Source organism: Pseudomonas sp. LBUM1646, from assembly GCF_059716165.1.
On the sequence record NZ_CP166810.1, the window covers coordinates 221235 to 244900 of the forward strand.

Consider the following 23666-nt stretch of genomic DNA (forward strand, 5'->3'; position numbering starts at 1 on the left):
CCGCACAGGGCGGGCTTCTTGGGGTGTTTCGTAGACTGTCTGAGACAGGTCTAGACTGCTATATGGTGCACCAGGCGGGATTCGAACCCACGACCACTGCCTTCGGAGGGCAGTACTCTATCCAGCTGAGCTACTGGTGCAAGCGGCCGCCATGATACTCATAAGCGTTGCGGGCGTCCATGCTGCTGAATCGTCAGTGTTTTTCCAAGCTGTAACAGCCGTTTGCTACGTTGATCAGAAAAAATAGGCAAATGCGCCGTTTTCGTTCTTTTTTTCGAACGCCCTATTGTCCTTTTTCGGCATTGATCCTAGGATTCGTTCGAGATTTCAAACGCTCTTGTCTGGGTGCTGAACCGCACGAGTTTCGATCAGTGCGCTATTTATGTGCTTCAGCCCGGTGAATGATTTCCCTGACGGCAGCCTTCGAGGCGCCTTTCTACAATCATAATTCGCTCCGCGCTGGTCGCGGTGCTGTTAAGGAAAGCCGACATGCAGCTTAAAGACACCCAGTTGTTCCGCCAGCAAGCCTTTATCGATGGCGCTTGGGTCGATGCGGACAACGGTCAGACGATCAAGGTCAACAACCCGGCAACGGGCGAAATTCTGGGCACTGTGCCGAAGATGGGCGCTGCCGAAACCCGCCGTGCAATCGAAGCCGCTGACAAAGCGCTGCCGGCCTGGCGTGCACTGACCGCCAAGGACCGTGCGAACAAGCTGCGTCGCTGGTTCGAACTGATCATCGAGAACCAGGACGACTTGGCTCGCCTGATGACCCTCGAGCAAGGCAAGCCATTGGCCGAAGCCAAGGGCGAAATCGTTTACGCCGCTTCCTTTATCGAGTGGTTCGCCGAAGAAGCCAAGCGCATCTACGGTGATGTGATTCCGGGCCACCAGCCAGACAAGCGCCTGATCGTGATCAAGCAGCCTATCGGCGTGACCGCTGCAATCACCCCGTGGAACTTCCCGGCCGCGATGATCACCCGCAAGGCGGGTCCAGCACTGGCCGCCGGTTGCACCATGGTGCTCAAGCCGGCTTCGCAAACTCCGTTCTCTGCATTCGCTCTGGCTGAACTGGCCCAGCGTGCTGGCATTCCTGCTGGCGTGTTCAGTGTTGTGTCCGGCAGCGCCGGCGACATCGGCAGCGAGCTGACCAGCAACCCGATCGTGCGTAAATTGTCCTTCACTGGCTCGACCGAAATCGGTCGTCAGCTGATGGCTGAATGCGCCAAGGACATCAAGAAAGTGTCCTTGGAACTGGGCGGCAACGCGCCGTTCATCGTGTTCGACGACGCGGACCTGGATAAGGCCGTCGAAGGCGCGATCATTTCCAAGTATCGCAACAACGGCCAGACCTGCGTCTGCGCCAACCGTCTGTACATTCAGGATTCGGTCTACGACGCGTTCGCCGAGAAGCTGAAAGTGGCCGTGGCCAAACTCAAGATCGGCAACGGTCTGGAAGAAGGCACCACCACTGGCCCGCTGATCGACGAAAAAGCCGTGGCCAAGGTTCAAGAGCACATTGCTGACGCGATCAGCAAAGGCGCGACCGTTCTGGCCGGCGGCAAGGTCATGGAAGGCAACTTCTTCGAGCCAACCATTCTGGTCAACGTGCCGAAGAACGCTGCGGTGGCCAAGGAAGAAACCTTCGGCCCACTGGCGCCACTGTTCCGCTTCAAAGACGAAGCCGAAGTGATCGCGATGTCCAACGACACCGAGTTCGGTCTGGCTTCGTACTTCTATGCTCGTGATCTGGGTCGTGTGTTCCGTGTGGCTGAAGCCCTGGAATACGGCATGGTCGGCGTCAACACTGGGCTGATCTCCAACGAAGTCGCGCCGTTCGGCGGTATCAAGGCGTCGGGCCTGGGCCGTGAAGGCTCCAAGTACGGCATCGAAGATTACCTGGAAATCAAATACCTCTGCCTGGGCATCTAAGCTTGTAATAGATAAGCGCCGGCAAGGCATTGCTTCAAGCAGAAAGGGCACGAGAGCGCTGTCCCTTTCTGCGTTTCAAATGGAATTTTCTCTGTGGCCGGGAAAGCTGTGGCAGTCGATCATCGCATGCTGCCGTAGTTGCCTCCCCGCCGCATTTTCCTTGAACCACGCCGCCCGATGAGCGGTGAATGAGGACTTTATGAGCAAGACTAACGCATCCCTGATGAAACGCCGCGAAGCCGCTGTACCACGCGGTGTTGGCCAGATTCACCCGATCTTCGCTGAGTCCGCGAAGAACGCCACCGTCACCGACGTTGAAGGTCGCGAGTTCATCGACTTCGCCGGCGGTATCGCCGTGCTGAACACCGGTCACCTGCACCCGAAAATCATCGCCGCCGTGACCGCTCAGATGAACAAGCTGACTCACACTTGCTTCCAGGTACTGGCTTACGAACCGTACGTAGAACTGTGCGAAAAAATCAACGCCAAGGTGCCAGGTGATTTCGCCAAGAAAACCCTGCTGGTGACCACCGGTTCCGAAGCCGTAGAAAACGCCGTGAAAATCGCTCGTGCCGCCACTGGCCGTGCCGGCGTGATCGCATTCACTGGCGCTTACCACGGTCGCACCATGATGACCCTGGGCCTGACCGGTAAAGTCGTGCCTTACTCGGCCGGCATGGGCCTGATGCCAGGCGGCATCTTCCGCGCGCTGTACCCGAACGAACTGCACGGTGTGAGCGTCGACGACTCGATCGCCAGCATCGAGCGCATCTTCAAGAACGATGCCGAGCCGCGTGACATCGCTGCCATCATCATCGAACCAGTTCAGGGCGAAGGCGGCTTCTACGTCGCGCCTAAAGCGTTCATGAAGCGTCTGCGTGAACTGTGCGACCAGCACGGCATCCTGTTGATCGCTGACGAAGTACAAACCGGCGCTGGCCGTACCGGCACTTTCTTCGCCATGGAACAGATGGGCGTTGCTGCCGACCTGACCACTTTCGCCAAATCCATCGCTGGCGGCTTCCCGCTCGCCGGTGTGTGCGGCAAGGCCGAATACATGGACGCCATTGCTCCAGGCGGGCTGGGCGGCACCTACGCCGGTAGCCCGATCGCTTGCGCCGCGGCCCTGGCCGTGATGGAAGTGTTCGAAGAAGAACACCTGCTGGATCGCTGCAAGGCAGTCGGCGAGCGTCTGGTCACTGGCCTGAAAGCTATCCAGGCCAAATACCCGGTGATCGGCGAAGTCCGTGCCCTGGGCGCGATGATCGCGGTCGAGCTGTTCGTCGATGGCGACAGCCACAAGCCGAACGCTCCAGCAGTGGCAGCGGTTGTGGCCAAGGCGCGCGACAAGGGCCTGATCCTGCTGTCCTGCGGCACTTACGGCAACGTTCTGCGCGTCCTGGTACCGCTGACTTCGCCGGACGAGCAACTGGACAAAGGTCTGGCCATCATTGAAGAGTGCTTCTCTGAGCTCTGATCGCCAAGTGTGACCTGATCGACAAAAAAACCCGCTTCGGCGGGTTTTTTCGTGTCCGCGGAACACATCACGCTGTATCGAATGGCCAGCGTTGACTAAGGTTCATGCATTGCCGTTGGAGTGTGCGAATGACCGCTGTGGTTTTACCCGCTATACCGCGTGTGCTGATTGCCGAAGCTGACCCTTGGTCCCGCGACCTGCTCAAGCAGGTGTTATTGAATGTGCGCTGCGACGCGCGGCTGGACCTGTGTGCCGACGGCCAGCAGGCGATGGAGCTGCTGGCGAATGTTCCTTATGACTTGGTTATCGTCGACTGGGAGTTGCCGGGCATCGATGGCCTGAATGTCTTGCGCAGTGTCCGTCAGCGCAAACGCAACCCGCCGCTGCCGTTCATTCTGATGAGCAGCCGCAATGACAGCGCCAGTGTGCGCGAAGCCTTGCCCCTGGCGCCCACCGCGTACCTGACCAAACCTCTGGACATGGAAGGCCTGACCCATCGTCTGCAGAATTTACTGCTGAACGCTGGTGAAGAGGTGTCCTGCGAGGCGCCAACGCTGTCGCCGGGCATGACGTTGTCGGTGTACCTGGAGCGTCGACGTGAGTCGACAGACGGTGCGCCGCTGATGACCGACGTGCAGTTGGCAGTCAAACGCAGCCTTAATCCCAATGGTCTCGACCTGACGCTACTGGAAGGCGAGATTCGCAATGACCCGCAAATCACCGCGGTCCTGATCGCCGCCGCCAACAGTGCGGCCCAGCACCATGGCGTGGCGGTGCAAACCCTGTCCCAGGCGCTGCATCGCTTGGGCACCGCGCAAAGCATGAACCTGATTCTGGGCTTGGCGCTCAAGCGCTGCGCGCGGCTCAGTGATCCGCAATTGGCCGACTATGCGGAGCGTTATTGGGAGCTTTCCCTGCGCACCGCCGAATATGGCCGGACCCTGGCGCGCTTGCTGGACCTGGATCAGGAGCGCTGCTATTGCGCGGGGATGCTGCATCGTCTCGGCGATCTGGCGCTGTTGCGCTGTTTGCAGGAATGGAAGCAGGCCGGTGGCGAGCTGGATGAATGGGAAGAGGTCGGTGAGGCGCTGGACCAGTTCGGCGCGGGCTATGGCTCGGCGTTGCGTACGCGCTGGCGGTTGCCGTTGGAACTGCGCGAGCTGATCGCAGCGGTCTACCAGCTCGGTGGCGGGGTTTACTCCCGTGAAGCGCTGGTGATGAACATGGCCGCGCAACTGGCGCGTCTGACTGAGCATGAGGGCATTGAAGAGCTGTCCAAGAGCCGCACGGCACGCTTGCTCAAGATCGGCTTGCCGGAGTTGATGCGGCTGCGCAAAAAATAACGCCGCGAGATCGTTCCCACGCTCTGCGTGGGAATGCCGCCCGGGACGCTCGGCGTCCCTTAGCAAGTTGTGACGCAGAGCGTCACAGGATGCATTCCCACGCAGAGCGTGGGAACGATCATCGGCTCAGGCGGAGATGATGCGGTTCTTGCCCTGACGCTTGGCCTCGTACATCGCCGCATCGGCGCGGGCGAACAGGCTGTCGAGGCTGTCATCCTCGGCGGTGAGGCTGGTCAGGCCCTGGCTGACGGTGATGCCAAACGTCTGGTCGTCATGGCTGAAGCTCAGACGCTGAATCTCTCGTTGCAGACGCTCGGCCACTTGCATGGCCATGTCCGGCGCGCAGCCGGGGAACACCGCGGCGAATTCTTCGCCGCCGATTCGCCCGAACAGATCACCCCGACGTAATGCTGCGCGACCGCTCTCGGCGATGTGTTGCAGCACAATATCGCCTACCTGGTGGCCGTAGGTGTCGTTAACCTTCTTGAAGTCATCAATATCCAGCAGCAGGAAAGCCAGCGGCGCGCCCTGCAGCCGCGCCTGTTCGAACTCGCGATGGGCGCATTCGAAGAAGTGCCGGCGGTTGCTGCTTTGGGTCAGCACATCGGTGGTCGCCAAGCGTTGCAGCTCGGTTTCCATTTGCTTCTTTTCGGTAATGTCCTCGGCAATGCCGACGATGATCACCGGTTGCCCTGGCTCGGCCTGACGGTTGATAAAGCATTTGTCGCTGAGCCAGCGCAACTCACCGTCAGCCGCGATGATGCGGTATTCGCGATCTTCTACGGCACCTTTATCCAGCACATCGGCCAGACTGCGCTCGGCGTAGTCCAGATCATCGGGGTAAATACTGTCGCGCCATTGGTTGTAGTCGGCCAGTAACAGGCCGGCGGAACGGCCGAAAATCCGTTCATAGGCGGGGCTGACGTAGAGCACCTGACGGGTTTCCCAGTTGAAGGCCCACAGTACCGCGTTGACGCTCACCAGCAGCGAGCTGAAGAGTTGTTCGCGTTCGCTCAGGCGTGCGACTTCACCTTGGGCGTGCATCAGCGCCATCAGGGTTTGCGCGGCTTCTGGCCACTGCGGGAGGGATGAGTCTTGTAGGTTTTTGGTGACCATCGGCACAAATCTCAAAGGGCGTGCACCGCTCGAGGTTCGAAAGCGGCCACAACATGGGCCCTTATCGATTATTTCTTGTGCCACGACAGACGCATCACGCTCTGTGTGGGAAATAACGGACAACAGGTCCCGGCCCGCCTGGATGGCGAAGTGTCTTTGAGATAGGGGATTTGGAGCTTAGTTCCGGAGGGTGCGCCCGCGAGCGGGGCGCACCGATCAACGGCGTCAGACGGCGGCTGGGCGCAGGGAGTAGGTTTTCAGCTGGTCGGCGAAGTCGCGCAGGGATTGAATCCCGCTGGCTTCGGCTTCGTGCACCCAATCCTTGATAGCGGCAAGCATGTCGTGACCATTTGAGCTGGTCTTGACCCAGATCTGCTGCAAGGCCAGGCGTTTCTCGTAAATTACCTTCAGTGCCTGGCTGTGCTCGAGCATGTTCTGGATGCGGATATGGTGTTTGTCATCCAGCAGGCTGGTTTCCCGCGAGAGCAAACGCTTGGCGCGGTGGAACTGGTGACGGACCGAGTGATCGACCTTTTCCAGCTCTTGCTTGACCAGTGGCGCGATCACCAGCTTGCGGTACTGGGCCATGATCTGGAAGCGGTTGTTGAGGATGGCCATGGCGGTGTCCATGTCCAGGCTGCCCTTGCCTTCGACCCGGTGGGCGATCGGCGCAACACGCTGGACCTTGGCCAGACGGAAGAAACTGAAGACCTGTATCCAGGCCCAGCCGAGGTCGAATTCCCACTTCTTCACCGACAGTTTTGCCGAGTTAGGGTAGGTGTGATGGTTGTTATGCAGTTCTTCGCCACCGATCAGGATGCCCCAGGGCACCAGATTGGTCGCCGCGTCGCGGCATTCGAAGTTGCGGTAGCCGATGGCATGGCCCAGGCCATTGACCACGCCAGCAGCCCACACCGGGATCCACATCATCTGGATGGCCCAGATGGTGATACCGATGGTGCCGAACAGCAGCAGGTCGATGACGCCCATGATCGCTACGCCCAACAACGGGAAACGGCTGTAGAGGTTGCGTTCGATCCAGTCTTCGGGGCAGTTCTTGCCGTAGATGCGCAGGGTTTCCGGGTTTTCCGCTTCTTCGCGATACAACTCGGCGCCCTTGCGCAAAACGGTGGAAAGACCCTTGATGACCGGGCTGTGCGGGTCATCGACGGTTTCGCATTTGGCGTGATGCTTGCGGTGGATGGCTGTCCACTCGCGGGTGTTCTGCGCCGTGGTCAGCCACAGCCAGAAGCGGAAGAAATGTTTCAGGCCGGCATTGAGCTCCAGGGAGCGATGGGCTGAATAACGATGCAGATAGACCGTGACACCAACAATGGTCACATGGGTCATCAGCAGGGTGACTGCCACCAGTGACCAGGGCGACAAGCCGAGAAAACCTTCGTACCACATAGGCTATAGGGCCCTCGATAAATAAATAAACAGCCGTTGCATTATCACTAAGCCCACAGATAAAACCAGTCGCCCTTTCAGATAAGAGTGGCTGGATGTTTCTTTGACCTATAATTCCAACCCTTTTGTAGGGACATGGACGGCCGAATGTCAGCCACATACCGCGATGCCTTGCGTGCAGCGCTGCTTTACCTGGTGCTTTCAGTAGTCTGGCTCCAGTTCAGTGGTTATTTATTGAACAGTTTCTTCGATAGCTCCCATGAACTGTTGCGATGGCAACTGATCAACGGTTACGCCTGGGTGCTGCTCAGCGCCGGATTAATCTTCCTCGCCCGGGCCAGATTGTTCCGATGCCTGGGGATCGGCGCCAAATTGCGCGAGCGCAATGAAGACCGGGAGCGCTTGCGACAGGCCGCCGCTGTGTTCGATTGCACCCGCGAAGGGGTGTTGGTGACTGACAGCCAAGGCCTGATCGTGCATGTGAACCGGGCGTTTATGGAAATCACCGGTTATCAAAGTGAAGAAGTTCTGGGCCAGCAACCGAGTCTGTTCAAGTCCGGTCACCACCCGCCGACGTTCTATCAGGCGATGTTCGCCATGCTCGACAGCTCTGGCGAGTGGAGCGGCGAGATCTGGAACCGCCGCAAAAGCGGCGAGATCTACCCGCAATGGCAGACGATACGCATCATTCATGACGATCTGGGTCGGGTCAGTCATTACGTGGCAGTGTTTTCCGACATCAGCGCGATCAAGAACTCCGAACACGAACTGATGCACCTGGCCCACCACGACCCGCTGACCGATCTGCCCAACCGCCTGCTGTTCACTGATCGCGTCGAGCAGGCGCTGACGTCGGCGCAACTGCACAAGCGTGGCTGCGCCTTGCTGATGATCGATCTCGATCACTTCAAGATGATCAACGACAGCCTCGGGCACAACATCGGCGACCAAATGCTCAAGGCGGTGGCCGAACGTTTCAAGGGGTTGTTCACACCGGGTATCACCCTGGCGCGCCTGGGCGGCGACGAATTCGCCGTACTCGCCGAAAACTGCTCGCAACTGGTGCAGGCGGCGGCACTGGCGCAGCGGATCATCGATGGCCTCAAGGAGCCGTTCGAGATTGACGGCCATCAGTTGTTCATCAATGCCAGCATCGGCATCAGCCTGTTCCCCAGCGACGCCTTGAGCGCCGAGCAATTGCTGCGCAATGCCGACTCGGCTTTGTTCAAGGCCAAGAGCGCCGGGCGCGATGGCTACGCGCTCTACACCGAAGAACTCACCGCCCATGCCCAGCAGCGGGTCGAGATCGCCTTCGAACTGCGCCGTGCGTTGGAACTGCAGGAACTGCGGGTTTATTACCAGCCGGTCCATGACCTCAAAACCAGTCGCCTGATCGGCGTCGAGGCGCTGGTGCGCTGGGAGCACCCGCAACGCGGGCTGATTTCGCCGGCAGAATTCATTCCCGTCGCCGAACGCACCGGGTTGATTGCCGAGATCGATGCCTGGGTCATGCAGCAGGCCTGTCAGCAGATGTGCCAATGGCAGCAGGCCGGGGTGGGGTTGTCCTTTATCGCGGTGAATGTGTCTTCGCGTTTGTTCGCCCGTCGCGAGTTGTATCAGCAGGTGGCGCACGTACTGCACGAAACCGGGCTGGATCCGGCGTACCTGGAACTGGAAGTCACCGAAAGCGCGGTGATGGACGATCCGGAAGTGGCGCTGGAACAGATGCATCGTTTGCGTGAACTGGGCGTGCGGCTGGCCATCGACGATTTCGGCACCGGGTATTCGTCGCTGCTGCGGCTCAAGCGCTTGCCGGTGCAGAAACTCAAGATCGATCAGGGTTTTGTCGCCGGGTTACCGTGGGACGAGGACGATGGCGCGATCGTGCGGGTGATCATCGCGCTGGCCAAAAGCATGGGGATGCAGGTGCATGCCGAAGGGATCGAGCAAGTGGAGCAGGCGGGGTTCCTGCTCGAACACGATTGCGATCTGGGGCAGGGTTATTGGTTTGGCAGGCCGGTACCGGCCGAGCAACTGGATTGGGCGCGGGCGCCAGTGATTGGCTAACCCGATCGTTCCCACGCTCCGCGTGGGAACGCCGCCCGGAACGCTCCGCGTTCCATTCCCGGGCGTGACGCAGAGCGTCACAGGATGCATTTCCACGCAGAGCGTGGGAACGATCAAGCCTGAAATCCCCCGCAACCCCTTGTCCCATCAAATAATACTTTCTGGTTATATAAACATTCTTAAATAGTCTTTTTAAGAATATCCGCGCCTATCTACTATTGCCCTCACGCCGCAAGCAGTGCCGCCACTGCCAGGCAACCTCTCAGTCGAAGGAGCAGCACCATGAGCGCATCCCTACGTAGCGTTGACGGCCAGGACGAAGCAACCATTTTGCGTGAGATCCAGAGCGCATTGCGCGATCTGCGTTTCGGCGCAGTGGAAATCACCGTGCACAACGCCCAGGTGGTCCAGATCGAACGCAAAGAGAAATTCCGCTTGCAGAACCCGACTAACAAGCCGAGCTGAAGCGAAAGATCAAAAGATCGCAGCCTTCGGCAGCTCCTACGGGGGATTGATGTAGGAGCTGTCGAAGGCGGCGATCTTTTTTAACCGGCAACCGCGATTCCAGAAACCCATAAGAAAAGCCAACACCACCAGAATTCCAGGAGCTTTCACCATGTCGTCGATTCGTCATTTCGCTTTGGCCGCGCTGGCCAGCGCCCTTTTTGCGGGTTCCGCGGTTGCCAAGGATTACGAGCTGCTCAACGTGTCGTACGACCCGACCCGTGAGTTGTATCAGGACTACAACGCCGAATTCATCAACTTCTGGAAGAAAGACCACGCTGGCGACAACGTGAAAATCCAGCAATCCCACGGTGGCTCGGGCAAACAGGGCCGTGCGGTGATCGACGGTCTGCGCGCCGACGTGGTGACCCTGGCCCTGGCCGGTGACATCGACGAAATCGCCAAACTGGGCAAGACCCTGCCGGCCGACTGGCAGACGCGTCTGCCGGATGCGAGCACGCCTTACACCTCGACCATCGTGTTCCTGGTGCGCAAGGGCAACCCTAAAGGCATCAAGGATTGGGGCGACCTGGTGAAGAACGACGTGTCGGTCATCACCCCGAACCCGAAAACCTCCGGCGGCGCACGCTGGAACTTCCTCGCGGCCTGGGCCTATGGCCTGAAAGCCAACGGCGGTGACGAAGCCAAGGCCAAGGAATACATCCAGACCCTGTTCAAGCACGTACCTGTGCTGGACACCGGCGCTCGCGGTTCGACCATCACCTTCGTCAACAACGGTCAGGGCGACGTGTTGCTGGCTTGGGAAAACGAAGCGTTCCTGGCGCTGAAAGAAGACGGCGGCGCGGACAAGTTCGAAATCGTCGTGCCTTCGCTGTCGATCCTCGCCGAACCACCGGTGGCCGTGGTCGATAAGAACGCCGAGAAGAAGGGCAACGAGCAAATCGCCGAAGCCTACCTCAAGCACCTGTACAGCCCGGCCGGTCAGGAAATCGCTGCGAAAAACTTCTACCGTCCACGTGACAAGGACGTAGCGGCCAAATACGCCAAACAGTTCCCTAAACTGGACCTGGTGACTATCGACAAGGACTTCGGCGGCTGGAAAACTGCCCAACCGAAATTCTTCAATGACGGTGGCGTGTTCGACCAGATTTACCAGGCGCAGTAACCTGCAGCAGCCATAAAACGAGCCCCGATTTAACCGTCGGGGCTTTGCGCGTTCTCAACCAAGGACTTTTATGTCGCGTCGTATCTCCCCCGTCATACCCGGCTTCGGGCTGACGCTGGGCTACACCTTGGTGTACCTCAGCCTGATTGTGCTCATTCCACTGGCGGCCATGTTCATCCATGCCTCCCAACTCACCTGGGATCAGTTCTACGCCATCGTCACCGCGCCTCGGGTGCTGGCGGCGTTGAAGCTGAGCTTCGGCACAGCGCTGTATGCCGCGATCATCAACGGCATCATCGGCACGTTGTTGGCCTGGGTGTTGGTGCGCTACACGTTCCCGGGACGCAAGATCATCGACGCGATGATCGACCTGCCGTTCGCCCTGCCCACCGCTGTGGCCGGTATCGCGCTGACCGCGCTGTACACGCCGACCGGTCTGGTCGGGCAGTTCGCCGCGGACATGGGTTTCAAGATCGCCTATACCCCGCTCGGCATCACCCTGGCGCTGACCTTCGTCACGTTGCCGTTCGTGGTGCGCACGGTGCAGCCGGTTCTGGCCGACATCCCGCGTGAAATCGAAGAGGCCGCCGCGTGCCTCGGCGCCAAGCCGTTGCAGGTGTTCCGCTACATCTTGGTGCCCGCGCTGCTGCCAGCCTGGCTGACCGGTTTTGCCCTGGCGTTTGCCCGTGGCGTCGGCGAGTACGGTTCGGTGATTTTCATCGCCGGCAACATGCCGATGAAAACCGAAATCTTGCCGCTGCTGATCATGGTCAAGCTCGACCAATACGATTACACCGGCGCTACCTCCATCGGCGTGTTGATGCTGGTGGTTTCCTTCGTCCTGTTGCTGCTGATCAACTTGCTGCAGCGGCGCATCGAAACCCCATAAGGAGGCGCGAACCATGTCCCAATCGTCTATTGCGGCCGCCTCTTCGGCCAACGCCGCCCGCCGTGGCAGTGCTACCTCGCGGCGCATCCTGATTGGCCTGTGCTGGCTGGTCTTCACCCTGTTTTTACTGTTGCCGTTGTTTATCGTGGTGTCCCAGGGCTTGAAAAACGGCCTGGGCGCGTTCTTCACCGCGATCTTTGAACCGGATGCCTTGTCGGCGCTGAAACTCACGGTCATCGCCGTGCTGATTTCAGTGCCGCTGAACGTGGTGTTCGGTGTCAGCGCCGCGTGGTGCGTGAGCAAGTACTCGTTCCGTGGCAAGAGCATGCTGGTGACACTGATCGACTTGCCGTTCTCGGTGTCGCCGGTGATTGCCGGTCTGGTCTACGTGCTGATGTTCGGCGCCCAGGGCCTGTTCGGTCCGTGGCTGCAGGATCATGACATCCAGATCGTCTTTGCCTTGCCAGGCATCGTGCTGGCGACGATTTTCGTCACCGTGCCGTTTGTGGCTCGCGAACTGATCCCGCTGATGCAGGAACAAGGCACCCAGGAAGAAGAAGCCGCGCGCCTGCTGGGCGCCAATGGCTGGCAGATGTTCTGGCACGTCACCGTTCCCAATATCAAATGGGGCCTGATCTACGGCGTGGTGCTGTGTACTGCGCGGGCGATGGGTGAGTTCGGTGCGGTGTCGGTGGTTTCCGGGCACATTCGCGGGGTGACCAACACCTTGCCGCTGCACGTCGAGATCCTCTACAACGAATACAACCACGTGGCCGCGTTCGCTGTGGCGAGCCTGTTGCTGATCATGGCGCTCTTCATCCTGCTGCTGAAGCAGTGGAGCGAAAACCGTATTAACCGCCTGCGCGCCAGCGCCGCGGAGGAATAACTCATGTCGATCGAAGTGCGTAACGTCAGCAAGAATTTCAACGCGTTCAAGGCCCTGAACGACATCAGCCTGGACATCCACAGCGGTGAACTCGTGGCCCTGCTCGGCCCGTCGGGCTGCGGCAAGACCACGTTGCTGCGGATCATCGCCGGCCTGGAAACCCCGGACCAGGGCAACATCGTGTTCCACGGTGAAGACGTTTCCGGCCATGACGTGCGTGATCGCAACGTCGGGTTCGTGTTCCAGCACTACGCCTTGTTCCGCCACATGACGGTGTTCGACAACGTCGCGTTCGGCCTGCGCATGAAGCCGAAAAACCAGCGCCCGAGCGAAAGCCAGATCGCGGTGAAGGTCCACGAACTGCTGAACATGGTGCAACTGGATTGGTTGTCGGATCGTTACCCGGAGCAACTGTCCGGCGGTCAGCGTCAGCGGATTGCCCTGGCTCGCGCGTTGGCGGTGGAGCCGAAGGTTTTGCTGCTGGACGAACCGTTCGGTGCCCTCGATGCCAAGGTCCGTAAAGAACTGCGTCGCTGGCTGGCGCGGCTGCACGAAGACATCAACCTGACCTCCGTGTTCGTGACCCACGACCAGGAAGAGGCGATGGAAGTCGCGGATCGCATCGTGGTGATGAACAAGGGTGTGATCGAGCAGATCGGTTCACCGGGCGACGTCTACGAAAATCCGGCCAGCGATTTCGTTTATCACTTCCTCGGCGATTCGAACCGTTTGCATTTGGGTGACGACAAACACGTGCTGTTCCGCCCGCACGAAGTGTCGCTGTCGCGGCATGAGCTGGAGGACCATCACGCGGCTGAAGTGCGGGATATCCGGCCGTTGGGCGCTACCACGCGGGTGACGTTGAAGGTGGAAGGGCAGAGCGAATTGATCGAGGCGGAAGTGGTGAAGGATCACGACAGCCTGGTCGGGTTGGCCAAGGGTGAGACGTTGTTCTTCAAGCCGAAGGTCTGGCAGAAAGTCGCCAACATCTAAGATCAAAAGATCGCAGGCTTCGCCAACTCCTACAGGAATACGCATTCCCCTGTAGGAGCTGGCGCAGGCTGCGATCTTTTAAGCGGCCTAAGCCGCCGCTTTCTTTGGATTGACCCGCACCCCACCGACTCGCGCCTCGATCTGCTCCTTGAGGTCATGCCGCAACCCCAGCAAAAACGCCAATTCCGCCACCACAAACAACGGCCCGACAATCAACCCCGTCACATCATCGACAAACGCCGGTTTGCGCCCTTCGTAATGATGGCCGACAAACTGAATCGCCCAGCCAATCACAAACATCGCCACGCCGCTGCTCAACCAGAGCAGGGTGCTTTGCTGCGCGAGAATTTGCCCTGCCCAAATGCACAAGCCCAGCAACACCGTCATCAACACCCCGAGGCGCAACTCCAGGCGCAAGTAAAACCACGCCGACGCCAGCGCCAGCAGCACCGCCGGCGAAACCCAGCCACCAACCCACTGCGGCCGCGACAGCAAAACCGCCACCGCCACCACAATCAGCGGAATGCCGATAAAGTGGCTGACAATATTGCGCGGGTCACGGTGGTAGGCGGCGTATTGACTGAGATGGTCAACGAGGCTTTTCATTGTTATTCCTCCTGTAGGGTGAGGGATCATGCCCCGGGTTCAGCGTTCGCTCTGTCAGCCAGGCGACAATTTCCAGGAGTCTTCATGGACATGCAGGTTTGGCGTTCGCGCCTGATGAGCGGGCAGTGGTTCAGCCATTTACCTGTTCCTTTACAGGATAGTCTGCTGGCAGTGGCCCGGCTGCGGCGGTTGGCGCCGGGGCAACGGCTGTTCAAACGCGGTGATCCGCCGTGCGGACTGTACGCGGTGCTCGAAGGCACCGTGCGCATCGGCGCGGTGAGCGAGCAAGGCAAGGAGGCGTTGCTGAGTCTGGTCGAGCCGCCGCATTGGTTCGGCGAAATCTGCCTGTTCGATGGTCAGCCACGGACCCACGATGCCTATGGTGCGGGCCAATGCATCCTGCTGCACATCCCGCAAACGGCGTTGCTGAAGCTGCTCGATGATCACCCGCTTTACTGGCGGCAACTGGCGCTGCTGATGAGCCACAAACTGCGCCTGACCTTCATCAACCTCGAACAGCTAAGCCTGATGCCCGCCCCGGCGCGCCTGGCCCATCGTCTGCTGATGATTGCCGAAGGCTACGGCGAGATCGATCCGCCGCGCCGGGTACTGCAACTGCCTCAGGAGCAATTGGCGTCGATGCTGTCCTTGTCGCGTCAGACCACCAATCAGATGCTCAAGGAGTTGCAGGGGCAGGGGATTATCGGGTTGGGCTACGGCGAAATCGAAATCCTCGATGCCGAGCGGTTGCGGGCATTGGCCACGATCTAAAGCCCAACACAAACCCCTGTAGGAGCAGAGCTTGCTCGCGAAAGCGCTGTCCCTGCCGCAGAAGATGTGCCGGATGTACCGACGCCATCGCGAGCAAGCTCAGCTCCTACAGGGGTATATCGAAGTTAGTGATGGGCAACCGGCCCGAACACGCCTAGCCTGTACCCCTGAATAATCGAGGTGTGCCATGCGTGTCCTGTTAGTGGAAGACGAACCTGAAGTCGCCAAGGTTCTGGCCAACGGCCTGAATGAGGCGAGCTATTCAGTGGATGTGGCGCTCAACGGCATGGACGGCCGGCGCTTCATCGAGTCCGGCGAATACGACCTGATCATCCTCGACGTCATGCTCCCGGGCCTCAACGGCTGGCAGCTACAGCAACAAATCCGCAAACTCGGCGAAACCCCGGTGCTGTTCCTTACCACCAAGGACGGCATTGAAGATCGACTGCGTGGGTTGGAATTGCATGAGGACGACTACCTGCTCAAGCCGTTCGCCGTGAGTGAACTGGTGGCTCGGGTGCGCAAGTTGTTGCGGCGGGATCGGGGGCGTTGAAAGATTTGTAGTGACTGGGCAATTGCCTTCGCGAGCAAGCCCGCTCCCACATTTGATCTTCAGTGAACACAAAATTTGTGAATAACTGAGATCTCCTGTGGGAGCGGGCTTGCTCGCGAAGAGGCCAGATCAGGCAACACATTTAGCAGAATTATCAACGCAACCCATCCCGAAACTGCCCCGGTGTCATCCCGGTCCAGCGTTTGAACGCGCGGCTGAAGCTGCTGGTATCGGCGAACCCCAGCAAATAACTGATCTCACTCAACGAGCACAGCGGATCACGCAGGTGCAGCAGTGCCAGGTTTTCGCGGCTTTCGTTGAGCAGCGTGTCGAAGCGACAACCTTCATCCGCCAGGTGCCGTTGCAGGCTGCGCAAGCTCAAGTGCAGGGTCTTGGCGATGTGTTCGGCGCTCGGTTCGCCTTCGGGCAGTTGCTCTTCGATGGCGTCGCGCACCTTGCGCTCCCAGGTCAGCGGTTTGAGCTGGGCCAGGGTGCGATTGAGCACGGTTTCGTTGTGTGCGGCCAGTTCCGGGTTGGCGTCGTCCAAGTGGCTGTCGAAGTCCACCAGGGCAAATTCCAGTCGGTCCTCGTCGGCGGCAAAGTACACCGGCGAGCGGAAGACCTTGTGCCATTGGTGCGGGTCGGCCGGTTCCGGTCGGCGCAAATACACCGCCAGCGGCGCGTAGTCACGACCTAGACGATTGCGGCAGGTGCGCACGTAAATCGCCGCGAAGGCATCGATCGCTTCGAAGGCCGGGGCCATGCTGCCGGGCGGGACTTTCAGGCGAAAACGGTAACGATCCTCGGCGCGGGTCAGTTCCAGCTCCAGGGCATCGCTGACCACCTGGTGATAGCGCACGATGCGCTCGAAGACTTCCCGAAGACTGCCGCTGGCCACCAGCGCATAACCGAGTGCGTGGAACGTGGTGGGGCTGACGAAGCGCGACACCCGCAAGCCAATCGCCGGGTCGCCGCTGACCTGCACGGCGATTTCCCACAGCCGCGTGGTGCTGGACAACGGGTAACGGGCGTTCGGGTCGTCCATCAACTGCGGGTCAAGCCCCGCCTGTTGGCACAGGGCGGTGCTGTCGAGGCCCAACGCATCGAGTTGCTTGCGCAGGGCGCGGGTCCAGCTGGCGAGGGAGGTCGGTTCAGTCATGCTGATTGGCGCTTCCGGTCAACAGGTTGGCGTTCACGGCTACTACGTTGTGAGGGTTCACAAGGCAGGATGCGAACATCAATAACCAGAGGATGGAAGCATGGACGGTACTTCTGCAAGTCCCCAGCGACTGAATGCAGCCCAACGATCAGCCCATATTCGCGAAGTGGTGCTGGCCAAGGGCGTCGAACTGCGAAAACGCTACCCGATTCTCAACCATCAGGACGCCTTGGGCGCGGGCATTCTGGCCTTTGCGCTGGCCGGAATGATCGGCTCGGCAGCGCTCTACATCACTGGCCACATGGCCTGGTGGGTGTGCCTGTTGCTCAATGCGTTTTTCGCCTCGTTGACCCATGAACTGGAACACGACCTGATCCACAGCATGTACTTCCGCAAACAACGCGTGCCGCACAACCTGATGATGGGGCTGGTGTGGCTGGCGCGGCCAAGCACCATCAACCCGTGGATTCGTCGGCATCTGCACCTCAACCATCACAAGGTGTCCGGCACCGAAACCGACCTGGAAGAGCGGGCGATTACCAATGGCGAACCCTGGGGTATCGCACGGTTGCTGATGGTCGGTGACAACGTGATGTCGGCGTTCATCCGCATGCTGCGGGCCAAGACCTGGGCGCATAAATTCAGCATCATCAAACGCACCTTGAAGGTCTACGCGCCGCTGGCGCTGGTGCATTGGGGCGCGTGGTATGTGTTTCTCGGTTTCCACGGGGCCAACGGTATCGCGTACTTGATGGGGGCGCCGATTGAATGGTCGACGACCACGTTGTCGGTGATGCAAGTGATCGACATCGCGGCGGTGGTGATCATCGGGCCGAACGTGTTGCGCACTTTTTGCCTGCACTTTGTCAGTTCGAACATGCATTACTACGGTGATGTGGAATTGGGCAATGTGATCCAGCAAACCCAGGTTTTGAACCCGTGGTGGATGTGGCCGTTGCAGGCGTTCTGCTTCAACTTCGGCAGCAGTCACGGGATTCATCACTTTGTGGTGAAGGAGCCGTTCTACATCCGCCAGATGACCGTGCCGGTGGCGCATAAGGTGATGCGTGAGATGGGGGTTCGGTTTAATGATTTCGGGACGTTTGGGCGGGCGAATCGGTTTGTGCGCAAGGAAGAGGTGGTGGGGGAAGAGGTGCGTACAGCTCGGGCTTGATGAGCGTATTGATCGTTCCCACGCTCTGCGTGGGAATGCCCTACCGGACGCTCCGCGTCCGCTCTTGGGACGCGGAGCGTCCCGGGCTGCATTCCCACGCAGAGCGTGGGAACGATCAGTCCTGAGTCAATCCGGCTGAAACGGCGATTCAGTCAAAATCACCCCAGTCTCATCCACATATTTCTGCCAATGCTCGATCAGCGCAGTGAGTTTGTCCGGCTGACTTAAAGCCAAATCATGAATCTCCCCCGGATCACTCCGCAGATCATAAAGCTGCCAAGTCGCCGGCCCCACCGGCCCGGGGATATACACCGCTTTCCACTGCCCCTGCCGAATCGCCCGGCGCCCGAATAGCTCCCATCCAGTCACCGTGTGCTCGTCATGCACCTGCGCCGTTTCACCCGACAGAAACCCCAGCCACGATTTCCCCCTCAGCTCTGCCACGTCCTTGCCACGCCAACGCTTGCCCGGATGGCGCACGCCGGCCAGGTCGAGGATGGTCGGCGTGATGTCCATCACCGTGCCAAACCCATGGCTGATCTGCCCCTTGAGCGACAGCTGCGGGTAATGCACCAGCGCCGGCACGCGAATTCCGCCTTCGGTGGTGAAGGCCTTGAACAGCCGTGACGGCGCGGTCGCGACCTGGGCCCAACTCGGTCCATACCAGACGTAGGAGTTGGCGCGGCCGATGTTGTCCAGGCTGTTGTCGTAATGCTGGTTCAGATAGGTCAACAGCTCCGGGCCGAATTTAGGGAAGGCTTCCAGCAGCGCTCCTTCAGCGCCGTTATCGGACATGAACAGGATGAAGGTGTTGTCCAGTTGCCCCTGTTTGCGCAAGTAATCGACGACGCGACCGATGTTCCAGTCCATGCGCTCGACCATCGCCGCGTAAACCTCCATGGCCCGCGCGGAAACCTGCCGTTGTTCGTCGCTCAAGGCATCCCATTGGGCGTTGAGCTGGATCAGCGGATGGGGTTCGACGTCGGCATCGATCAGACCCAAAGCCTTGAGTTTTTCCAGGCGCTCCAGACGCAGCACTTCGGGGCCGGCGTCATAACGTCCCCGGTATTTTTCAACCACGTCGGCCGGCGCCTGCAACGGCCAATGCGGCGCGGAAAACGGCAGATACGCAAAGAATGGCCGGGTCTGATCCCGTTCCTTGAGGTACTGCAAAAGCTTGTCGCCGAAAGCATCAGAGGAATAAAAATCCTTCGGCAATTCATCGATGAATTGGTCGTCTTCGATGTACAGCGCCGGGGTCGATTTGAGCAGGCCAGGCGTTTGTTCATCGTAGGTCGGTTCGAAACCGTAATGGTTGGCGGCGCCCGGCAGCAACGAGAACGAACGCTCGAAACCCCGTGCATGGGGCGCCAGTTCAGCAGTCAAACCCAGATGCCATTTGCCGCTCATCAACGTCTGATAACCGGCCTCGCGCAGCAGTTCTGGCAACGCCACCACGCGGTCGTTGAGGTGACCCTCATAACCCGGTTTGCCGATCAGCTCCGGGGTCAGCGCTTCGGCCATAGTGCCGATGCCGGCGATGTGGTGGTCGGTGCCGGTGAGCAGCATCGAACGGGTCGGCGAGCAGGTTGGCGCGGTGTGGAAATCGGTCAGGCGCAGGCCGTTGTTGGCCAACGCATCGAGGTTCGGCGTGGCGATTTCACCGCCGAACGCGCCGATATCGGAAAAGCCCAGGTCATCGGCCAGGATCACCAGAAAGTTGGGACGTTGCGGCATCAAAAGTCTCCTGTTCAGCAGGCAATGAAGGACAGCGGCAGGTCGCGGATCTGCACCGGCACGGTGGGTTGGTAGTGGTCGTCGCTGGTGAGTTCGTGAAGCAGTTCTTCGCGCAATTGGTGGAAGTCGAAACTGCTGCGCTGGCGCGGGTGGGGCAGGGCGATGTCGACCACTTGCTTGATGCGTCCGGGACGCGGCTCCATCACCACCACGCGGTCGGCGAGGAAGATCGCTTCTTCGACATCGTGGGTGACCAGGATTGTGGTGATTTTCGCTCGACTGCGAATCGCCAGCAGCTCGTCCTGCATCTGCTGCCGGGTCAAGGCATCGAGGGCGCCGAAGGGTTCGTCCAGCAGCAGAATCCGCGGGCTGGCGACCAGGCCGCGAGCGATCGCCACCCGCTGCGCCATGCCGCCGGAGAGTTGGTGTGGATAGGCGCGGGTGAAGTCGCTGAGGCCGACCAGTTCGATGAAGTCGTCCACGCGTTTTTGCTTCTGTTCGGCGCTCAGCGCTTCGTTGACCAAGCCCAGGCCGATGTTGTCGGCCACCGTCAGCCACGGGAACAAACGGTGTTCCTGAAAGACAATCCCGCGCTCGCCACCGATGCCGGTAACGGCTTTGCCGTCCACGGTAATCTGTCCGCGAAACTGCGTGTCGAGGCCCACCAGCAGCCGCAGCAAAGTGGATTTTCCGCAGCCGCTGGAGCCGACAATGGCAACGAATTCACCCTCGGCGATCTCCAGGTTGAATTCACGAATCGCCTCCAGCTCGAAGCCATCGACGTCGAAGGATTTGCCCACGTGATTGAAGCTGACAATCGGTGCGTTCATGCGTGTCTCCAGCGGGTAGCGCGGATTTCCAGGCGTTGGCCAATGAGGTTGAGCAGGGCGCCGGTCAGGCCCACCAGGAGCATGCCGGCCATGATCAGGTCCATGCGCAGCAGTTGTTGCGCGCCGATCATCTGGCTGCCGATGCCACCGTTGGACGACATGAAATATTCGGCGCCGATGGTGCCGAGCCAGGCGTAGATCAGGCTGAGGCGCAGACCGGCGAAAATTCCTGGTGCGGCACCGGGCAAGACCAGACGGCGCAGGCGTTGGCCGAGATTCAGACGTAGCACTTGCGCGGCTTCATTGAGTTGCGGCGAGAGGTTGGCGACGCTGCGTTGGGTGGCGATGAACAGCGGGAAAAACGCGGCAAGGGCGACGAACACCCACTTGGCCAGTTCCCCCAGGCCGAACCACGCGGTGAGCAACGGTACCCAGGCGAAAATCGCGATCTGGCGGATGGCAGCGAGAGTCGGGCCGAGCACGCGTTCGCTGGTGCGCGACAATCCCAGCAGCAATCCCAGCGCAAATCCAAGTCCGCCACCCAGCAGCAAACCGCCGAGGGTGCGGCCCAGGCTCAGGACCATGCCGCCGCTCAAGGTGCCGTCGAGCAAACCGTGCGCGGTGGTTTCTAAAACGGCCAATGGGCTGACCAGAATATTAGCGTCGATCCACTGCTGATCCGTGGTCACTTGCCACAGCACCAGCAGCGCTAACGGCAACAACCACGGCTGCACTCGCTGCCAACCTGCATAACGCGGCCCACGACGAATCTCGGCAGTGGCCGGATGCGGCCAATGCACCAGTTTTTTATCCAGCAGACCGATGCCGCGGTCCATCGCCACGCCAATCAAGCCAATGACCACGATCACCACAAAGACGATGTCGAGCATAAACAACTGCCGCGCCCAGACCATCAGGTAACCGATGCCTTCGCTGGACGCCAATAGCTCGACCGCCAGCAACGACGTCCAACCGGCTGCCAATGCCAACCGTACGCCGGCCATGAACGCAGGGAGGGCGGCGGGCAAGATGAGGCGACGGATCAACAAGCGAGTGGGTAGGCGCAGTACGGCGGCGGCTTCGCGCAGTTTGGGTTGTGCATCGCGCACGCCAACCAGGGTGTGCAGGGTCACCGGCACCACGATGGCCTTGACCAGTACCACCAGTTTCAACACTTCTCCGATGCCGAAAAACACCATGAACAATGGAATCCAGGCCAGGGTCGGGACCTGCGCCAACCCGGCGAACGTCGGGAACACCAACCGCTCCAGACGCCGACTGAAACCCAACGCGGCGCCCAGGGCGGCACCGACGCTGATGCCGGCGAGCAAGCCCCAGAACAAGCGTTGCAGGCTGATCCACAGGTGGTTCCACAACTCGCCTTGGGACAGCTCGACCGCGCTGCTCCAGACCAGCGAGGGCGCGGGCAGGATCTGCTCGCTCATCCAGTGATTGCGGCTGGCCAGCCACCAGAGCGAGAACAGGCTGATCGGTAACAACCAGGGCAACAGTCGCTGGCTCAGGCTTGGCCAGAGGCGTCGGCCGTTGAGCGGCGGGGCGACCAGCGGCGGGCTGAGAAGGGAAACACGGGCCATGGGCGACCTCCGTTGTCGGACTTTTTCTGGGTCAAAATCAAAAGATCGCAGCCTTCGGCAGCTCCTACAGGTATCGACGTGCACCCCGTAGGAGCTGCCGAAGGCCGCGATCTTGGCGATCTAAAAATCTTAAAATGGTTATATTAAAATCAGCATCAATTCTATTGAGAGATAAGCGAGACCATTTAAGGCCTCCAGCCCACACGCATCCAATGCATTCGAAGAATATTTTCGATGCTGTTTATGCATACCCGCCCAAGAACCCCGCGCTGACTGGCATAGACCCAAAAGCTATAAAAATGTGAATTTATAGTATTTAAGCGCTGACCCCGATTAAGCCTACGTTCTGCTCCTCAACGCCGTCGCCACCAGGAGCCGTACCCATGAATCGTCCCTTCAAACGTGTCATCAGTCTGTTTGCCATACCGGCCCTGGCGGGGTTGCTGGCGTTCACCGCCCACGCCGATGAACTCAAGGAAATCAGGATCGCCGTGCCCGACCTCAGCGCCGGCACCCAACACAGTGGCGGCGGTATAGCGGATGTACTGCGCGACCAGCAGATCTACGAAAAAGCCTTCGCCGATCAGGGCATCAAGATTCAGTGGAGCTTCTTCAAGGGTGCCGGTCCGGTGATCAACGAAGCATTCGCCAATGGTCAGGTCGACCTCGCCTACCTGGGTGACCTGGCGGCAATCATCGGTAAGTCCAATGGCCTGGACACCCGCTTGCTCAGCGCCTCCGCACGTGGCGTGAAACAGTATCTAGGCGTGGTGCCCGGCTCTGGGATCAAGACGCTGCAAGATCTCAAAGGCAAACGCGTGGCGATCTTCCGTGGCACCGCCACTCAGTTGTCCTTTGATGCGGCACTGGCCAGCCAGGGTTTGAGCGAGAAGGACCTGAAAGTCATCAACCTGGATTTCAACGGTGCGGTAGCGGCGTTGGCGGCCAAGCAAATTGATGCGTCCTGGGGCAGTTCCGGGTTGACCGCGTTGCAAGCCAAGGGCCTGGCCGAGTTGCCGTTGAACACCAAGGATCTGGGTGGCGCGGGCAGTGTGCAGGCGGTGTTGGTGGGCACTGGCAAGTTTGTCGACGAGCACCCCGACGTCGTCGCGAAACTGCTGAAGGCTCAGCAGCAAGCGGTTGAGTGGCTGACCCAGGACAGCAACAAGGATGCGTATATTCAGTTGGTGTCCGGGCTGGCGAGTTATCCGCCGGTGATTCTTCAGCAGGATCTGAAGGATCAGAAATTGAGCGAAGTGTTCCCGTCGACGCTGGACCCGGTGTTCCTGGGAAAATTGCAGGATGCGGTGGATTTGGCTTCGCAGCAGAAGCTGATTCGCAAGCCGTTCAAGGTCACCGATTGGGTGGTGCCGGAGTTGGCTGCGGCGAAGCTCTGAGTCACCGATCGTTCCCACGCTCTGCGTGGGAATGCCTCAACGGACGCTCCGCGTTCGGCTGTGGATGGGACGCGGAGCGTCCCGGGCTTCATTCCCACGCG

20 protein-coding genes and 1 tRNA gene are annotated in these 23666 nt (G+C 59.8%); 13 read left to right on the top strand and 8 right to left on the bottom strand.

Annotated features, from left to right (window positions below; translation table 11 throughout):
• Positions 1-63: 63 nt before the first annotated feature.
• A tRNA-Arg gene (locus ACA071_RS00945) sits at positions 64-140 on the bottom strand.
• A 349-nt stretch (positions 141-489) separates the two neighbouring features.
• On the opposite strand from ACA071_RS00945, the gene gabD reads away from it, so the two are divergent.
• From gabD to ACA071_RS00960, 3 genes are all read left to right on the top strand, one after another.
• Positions 490-1932, top strand: a complete 1443-nt coding sequence (gabD, locus tag ACA071_RS00950) for an NADP-dependent succinate-semialdehyde dehydrogenase (protein ID WP_201192510.1) — start codon at positions 490-492, stop codon at positions 1930-1932.
• 199 nt (positions 1933-2131) lie between these two features.
• Complete coding sequence (gene gabT, locus ACA071_RS00955) at positions 2132-3409, top strand: 4-aminobutyrate--2-oxoglutarate transaminase (RefSeq protein WP_497642751.1); 1278 nt, start codon at positions 2132-2134, stop codon at positions 3407-3409.
• 128 nt (positions 3410-3537) lie between these two features.
• Positions 3538-4752: an HDOD domain-containing protein gene (locus ACA071_RS00960; protein WP_497642752.1), complete on the top strand. Its 1215-nt coding sequence runs from the start codon at positions 3538-3540 to the stop codon at positions 4750-4752.
• 126 nt (positions 4753-4878) lie between these two features.
• Here ACA071_RS00960 and ACA071_RS00965 read toward each other — a convergent pair whose 3' ends face one another.
• On the bottom strand, positions 4879-5868 hold the full coding sequence (locus ACA071_RS00965) for a GGDEF domain-containing protein (protein ID WP_497642753.1): 990 nt from the start codon (positions 5866-5868) through the stop codon (positions 4879-4881).
• A gap of 225 nt (positions 5869-6093) precedes the next feature.
• Complete coding sequence (desA, locus tag ACA071_RS00970; RefSeq protein ID WP_123515975.1) at positions 6094-7278, bottom strand: delta-9 fatty acid desaturase DesA; 1185 nt, start codon at positions 7276-7278, stop codon at positions 6094-6096.
• A gap of 147 nt (positions 7279-7425) precedes the next feature.
• On the opposite strand from desA, the gene dibA reads away from it, so the two are divergent.
• The 6 genes from dibA (at position 7426) to ACA071_RS01000 (ending at position 13743) form a co-directional block, all read left to right on the top strand.
• Positions 7426-9345 (top strand): phosphodiesterase DibA, encoded by a 1920-nt coding sequence (gene dibA / locus ACA071_RS00975; protein WP_497642754.1) that lies wholly within the window; start codon positions 7426-7428, stop codon positions 9343-9345.
• Positions 9346-9627: 282 nt separating this feature from the next.
• The gene (gene oscA, locus ACA071_RS00980; protein WP_054050217.1) at positions 9628-9810 is read left to right on the top strand and encodes a sulfur starvation response protein OscA; all 183 of its coding nucleotides are present in this window, start codon (positions 9628-9630) and stop codon (positions 9808-9810) included.
• A 151-nt stretch (positions 9811-9961) separates the two neighbouring features.
• The gene (locus tag ACA071_RS00985; RefSeq protein ID WP_149658984.1) at positions 9962-10975 is read left to right on the top strand and encodes a sulfate ABC transporter substrate-binding protein; all 1014 of its coding nucleotides are present in this window, start codon (positions 9962-9964) and stop codon (positions 10973-10975) included.
• Positions 10976-11045: 70 nt separating this feature from the next.
• Positions 11046-11864, top strand: a complete 819-nt coding sequence (cysT, locus tag ACA071_RS00990) for a sulfate ABC transporter permease subunit CysT (protein WP_201199576.1) — start codon at positions 11046-11048, stop codon at positions 11862-11864.
• Between the two features lie 13 nt (positions 11865-11877).
• Positions 11878-12750, top strand: a complete 873-nt coding sequence (cysW, locus tag ACA071_RS00995) for a sulfate ABC transporter permease subunit CysW (RefSeq protein WP_054050211.1) — start codon at positions 11878-11880, stop codon at positions 12748-12750.
• 3 nt (positions 12751-12753) lie between these two features.
• On the top strand, positions 12754-13743 hold the full coding sequence (locus ACA071_RS01000) for a sulfate/molybdate ABC transporter ATP-binding protein (protein WP_149658986.1): 990 nt from the start codon (positions 12754-12756) through the stop codon (positions 13741-13743).
• 87 nt (positions 13744-13830) lie between these two features.
• Here ACA071_RS01000 and ACA071_RS01005 read toward each other — a convergent pair whose 3' ends face one another.
• Positions 13831-14349: an Mpo1 family 2-hydroxy fatty acid dioxygenase gene (locus ACA071_RS01005; protein ID WP_497642755.1), complete on the bottom strand. Its 519-nt coding sequence runs from the start codon at positions 14347-14349 to the stop codon at positions 13831-13833.
• Positions 14350-14433: 84 nt separating this feature from the next.
• Here ACA071_RS01005 and ACA071_RS01010 point away from each other — a divergent pair, with 84 nt between their 5' ends.
• The gene (locus tag ACA071_RS01010) at positions 14434-15120 is read left to right on the top strand and encodes a Crp/Fnr family transcriptional regulator (protein WP_497642756.1); all 687 of its coding nucleotides are present in this window, start codon (positions 14434-14436) and stop codon (positions 15118-15120) included.
• A 187-nt stretch (positions 15121-15307) separates the two neighbouring features.
• On the top strand, positions 15308-15673 hold the full coding sequence (locus tag ACA071_RS01015; RefSeq protein WP_169372163.1) for a response regulator: 366 nt from the start codon (positions 15308-15310) through the stop codon (positions 15671-15673).
• Positions 15674-15827: 154 nt separating this feature from the next.
• Here ACA071_RS01015 and ACA071_RS01020 read toward each other — a convergent pair whose 3' ends face one another.
• Entirely contained in the window at positions 15828-16832 is a 1005-nt protein-coding gene (locus ACA071_RS01020) for an AraC family transcriptional regulator (protein ID WP_497642757.1), read from the bottom strand.
• Positions 16833-16932: 100 nt separating this feature from the next.
• Here ACA071_RS01020 and ACA071_RS01025 point away from each other — a divergent pair, with 100 nt between their 5' ends.
• Positions 16933-18006, top strand: a complete 1074-nt coding sequence (locus ACA071_RS01025) for a fatty acid desaturase (protein ID WP_497642758.1) — start codon at positions 16933-16935, stop codon at positions 18004-18006.
• Positions 18007-18132: 126 nt separating this feature from the next.
• Here the strand turns inward: ACA071_RS01025 and ACA071_RS01030 are convergent, their stop codons facing one another.
• From ACA071_RS01030 to ACA071_RS01040, 3 genes are read right to left on the bottom strand one after another with little or no spacing between them, the layout of a single operon-like run.
• Positions 18133-19743 carry an arylsulfatase gene (locus tag ACA071_RS01030; RefSeq protein ID WP_497642759.1) on the bottom strand — a complete coding sequence of 537 codons (1611 nt, stop codon included), beginning with the start codon at positions 19741-19743 and terminating at the stop codon, positions 18133-18135.
• Between the two features lie 14 nt (positions 19744-19757).
• Positions 19758-20573 (bottom strand): ABC transporter ATP-binding protein, encoded by an 816-nt coding sequence (locus ACA071_RS01035; RefSeq protein WP_497642760.1) that lies wholly within the window; start codon positions 20571-20573, stop codon positions 19758-19760.
• Positions 20570-22168 carry an ABC transporter permease gene (locus tag ACA071_RS01040; protein WP_497642761.1) on the bottom strand — a complete coding sequence of 533 codons (1599 nt, stop codon included), beginning with the start codon at positions 22166-22168 and terminating at the stop codon, positions 20570-20572. Before ACA071_RS01040 ends, ACA071_RS01035 begins: the two co-directional genes overlap by 4 nt.
• A 383-nt stretch (positions 22169-22551) precedes the next feature.
• On the opposite strand from ACA071_RS01040, the gene ACA071_RS01045 reads away from it, so the two are divergent.
• Positions 22552-23565, top strand: coding sequence for an ABC transporter substrate-binding protein (locus tag ACA071_RS01045; protein ID WP_497642762.1), 1014 nt, complete (start codon positions 22552-22554; stop codon positions 23563-23565).
• Positions 23566-23666: the final 101 nt, after the last annotated feature.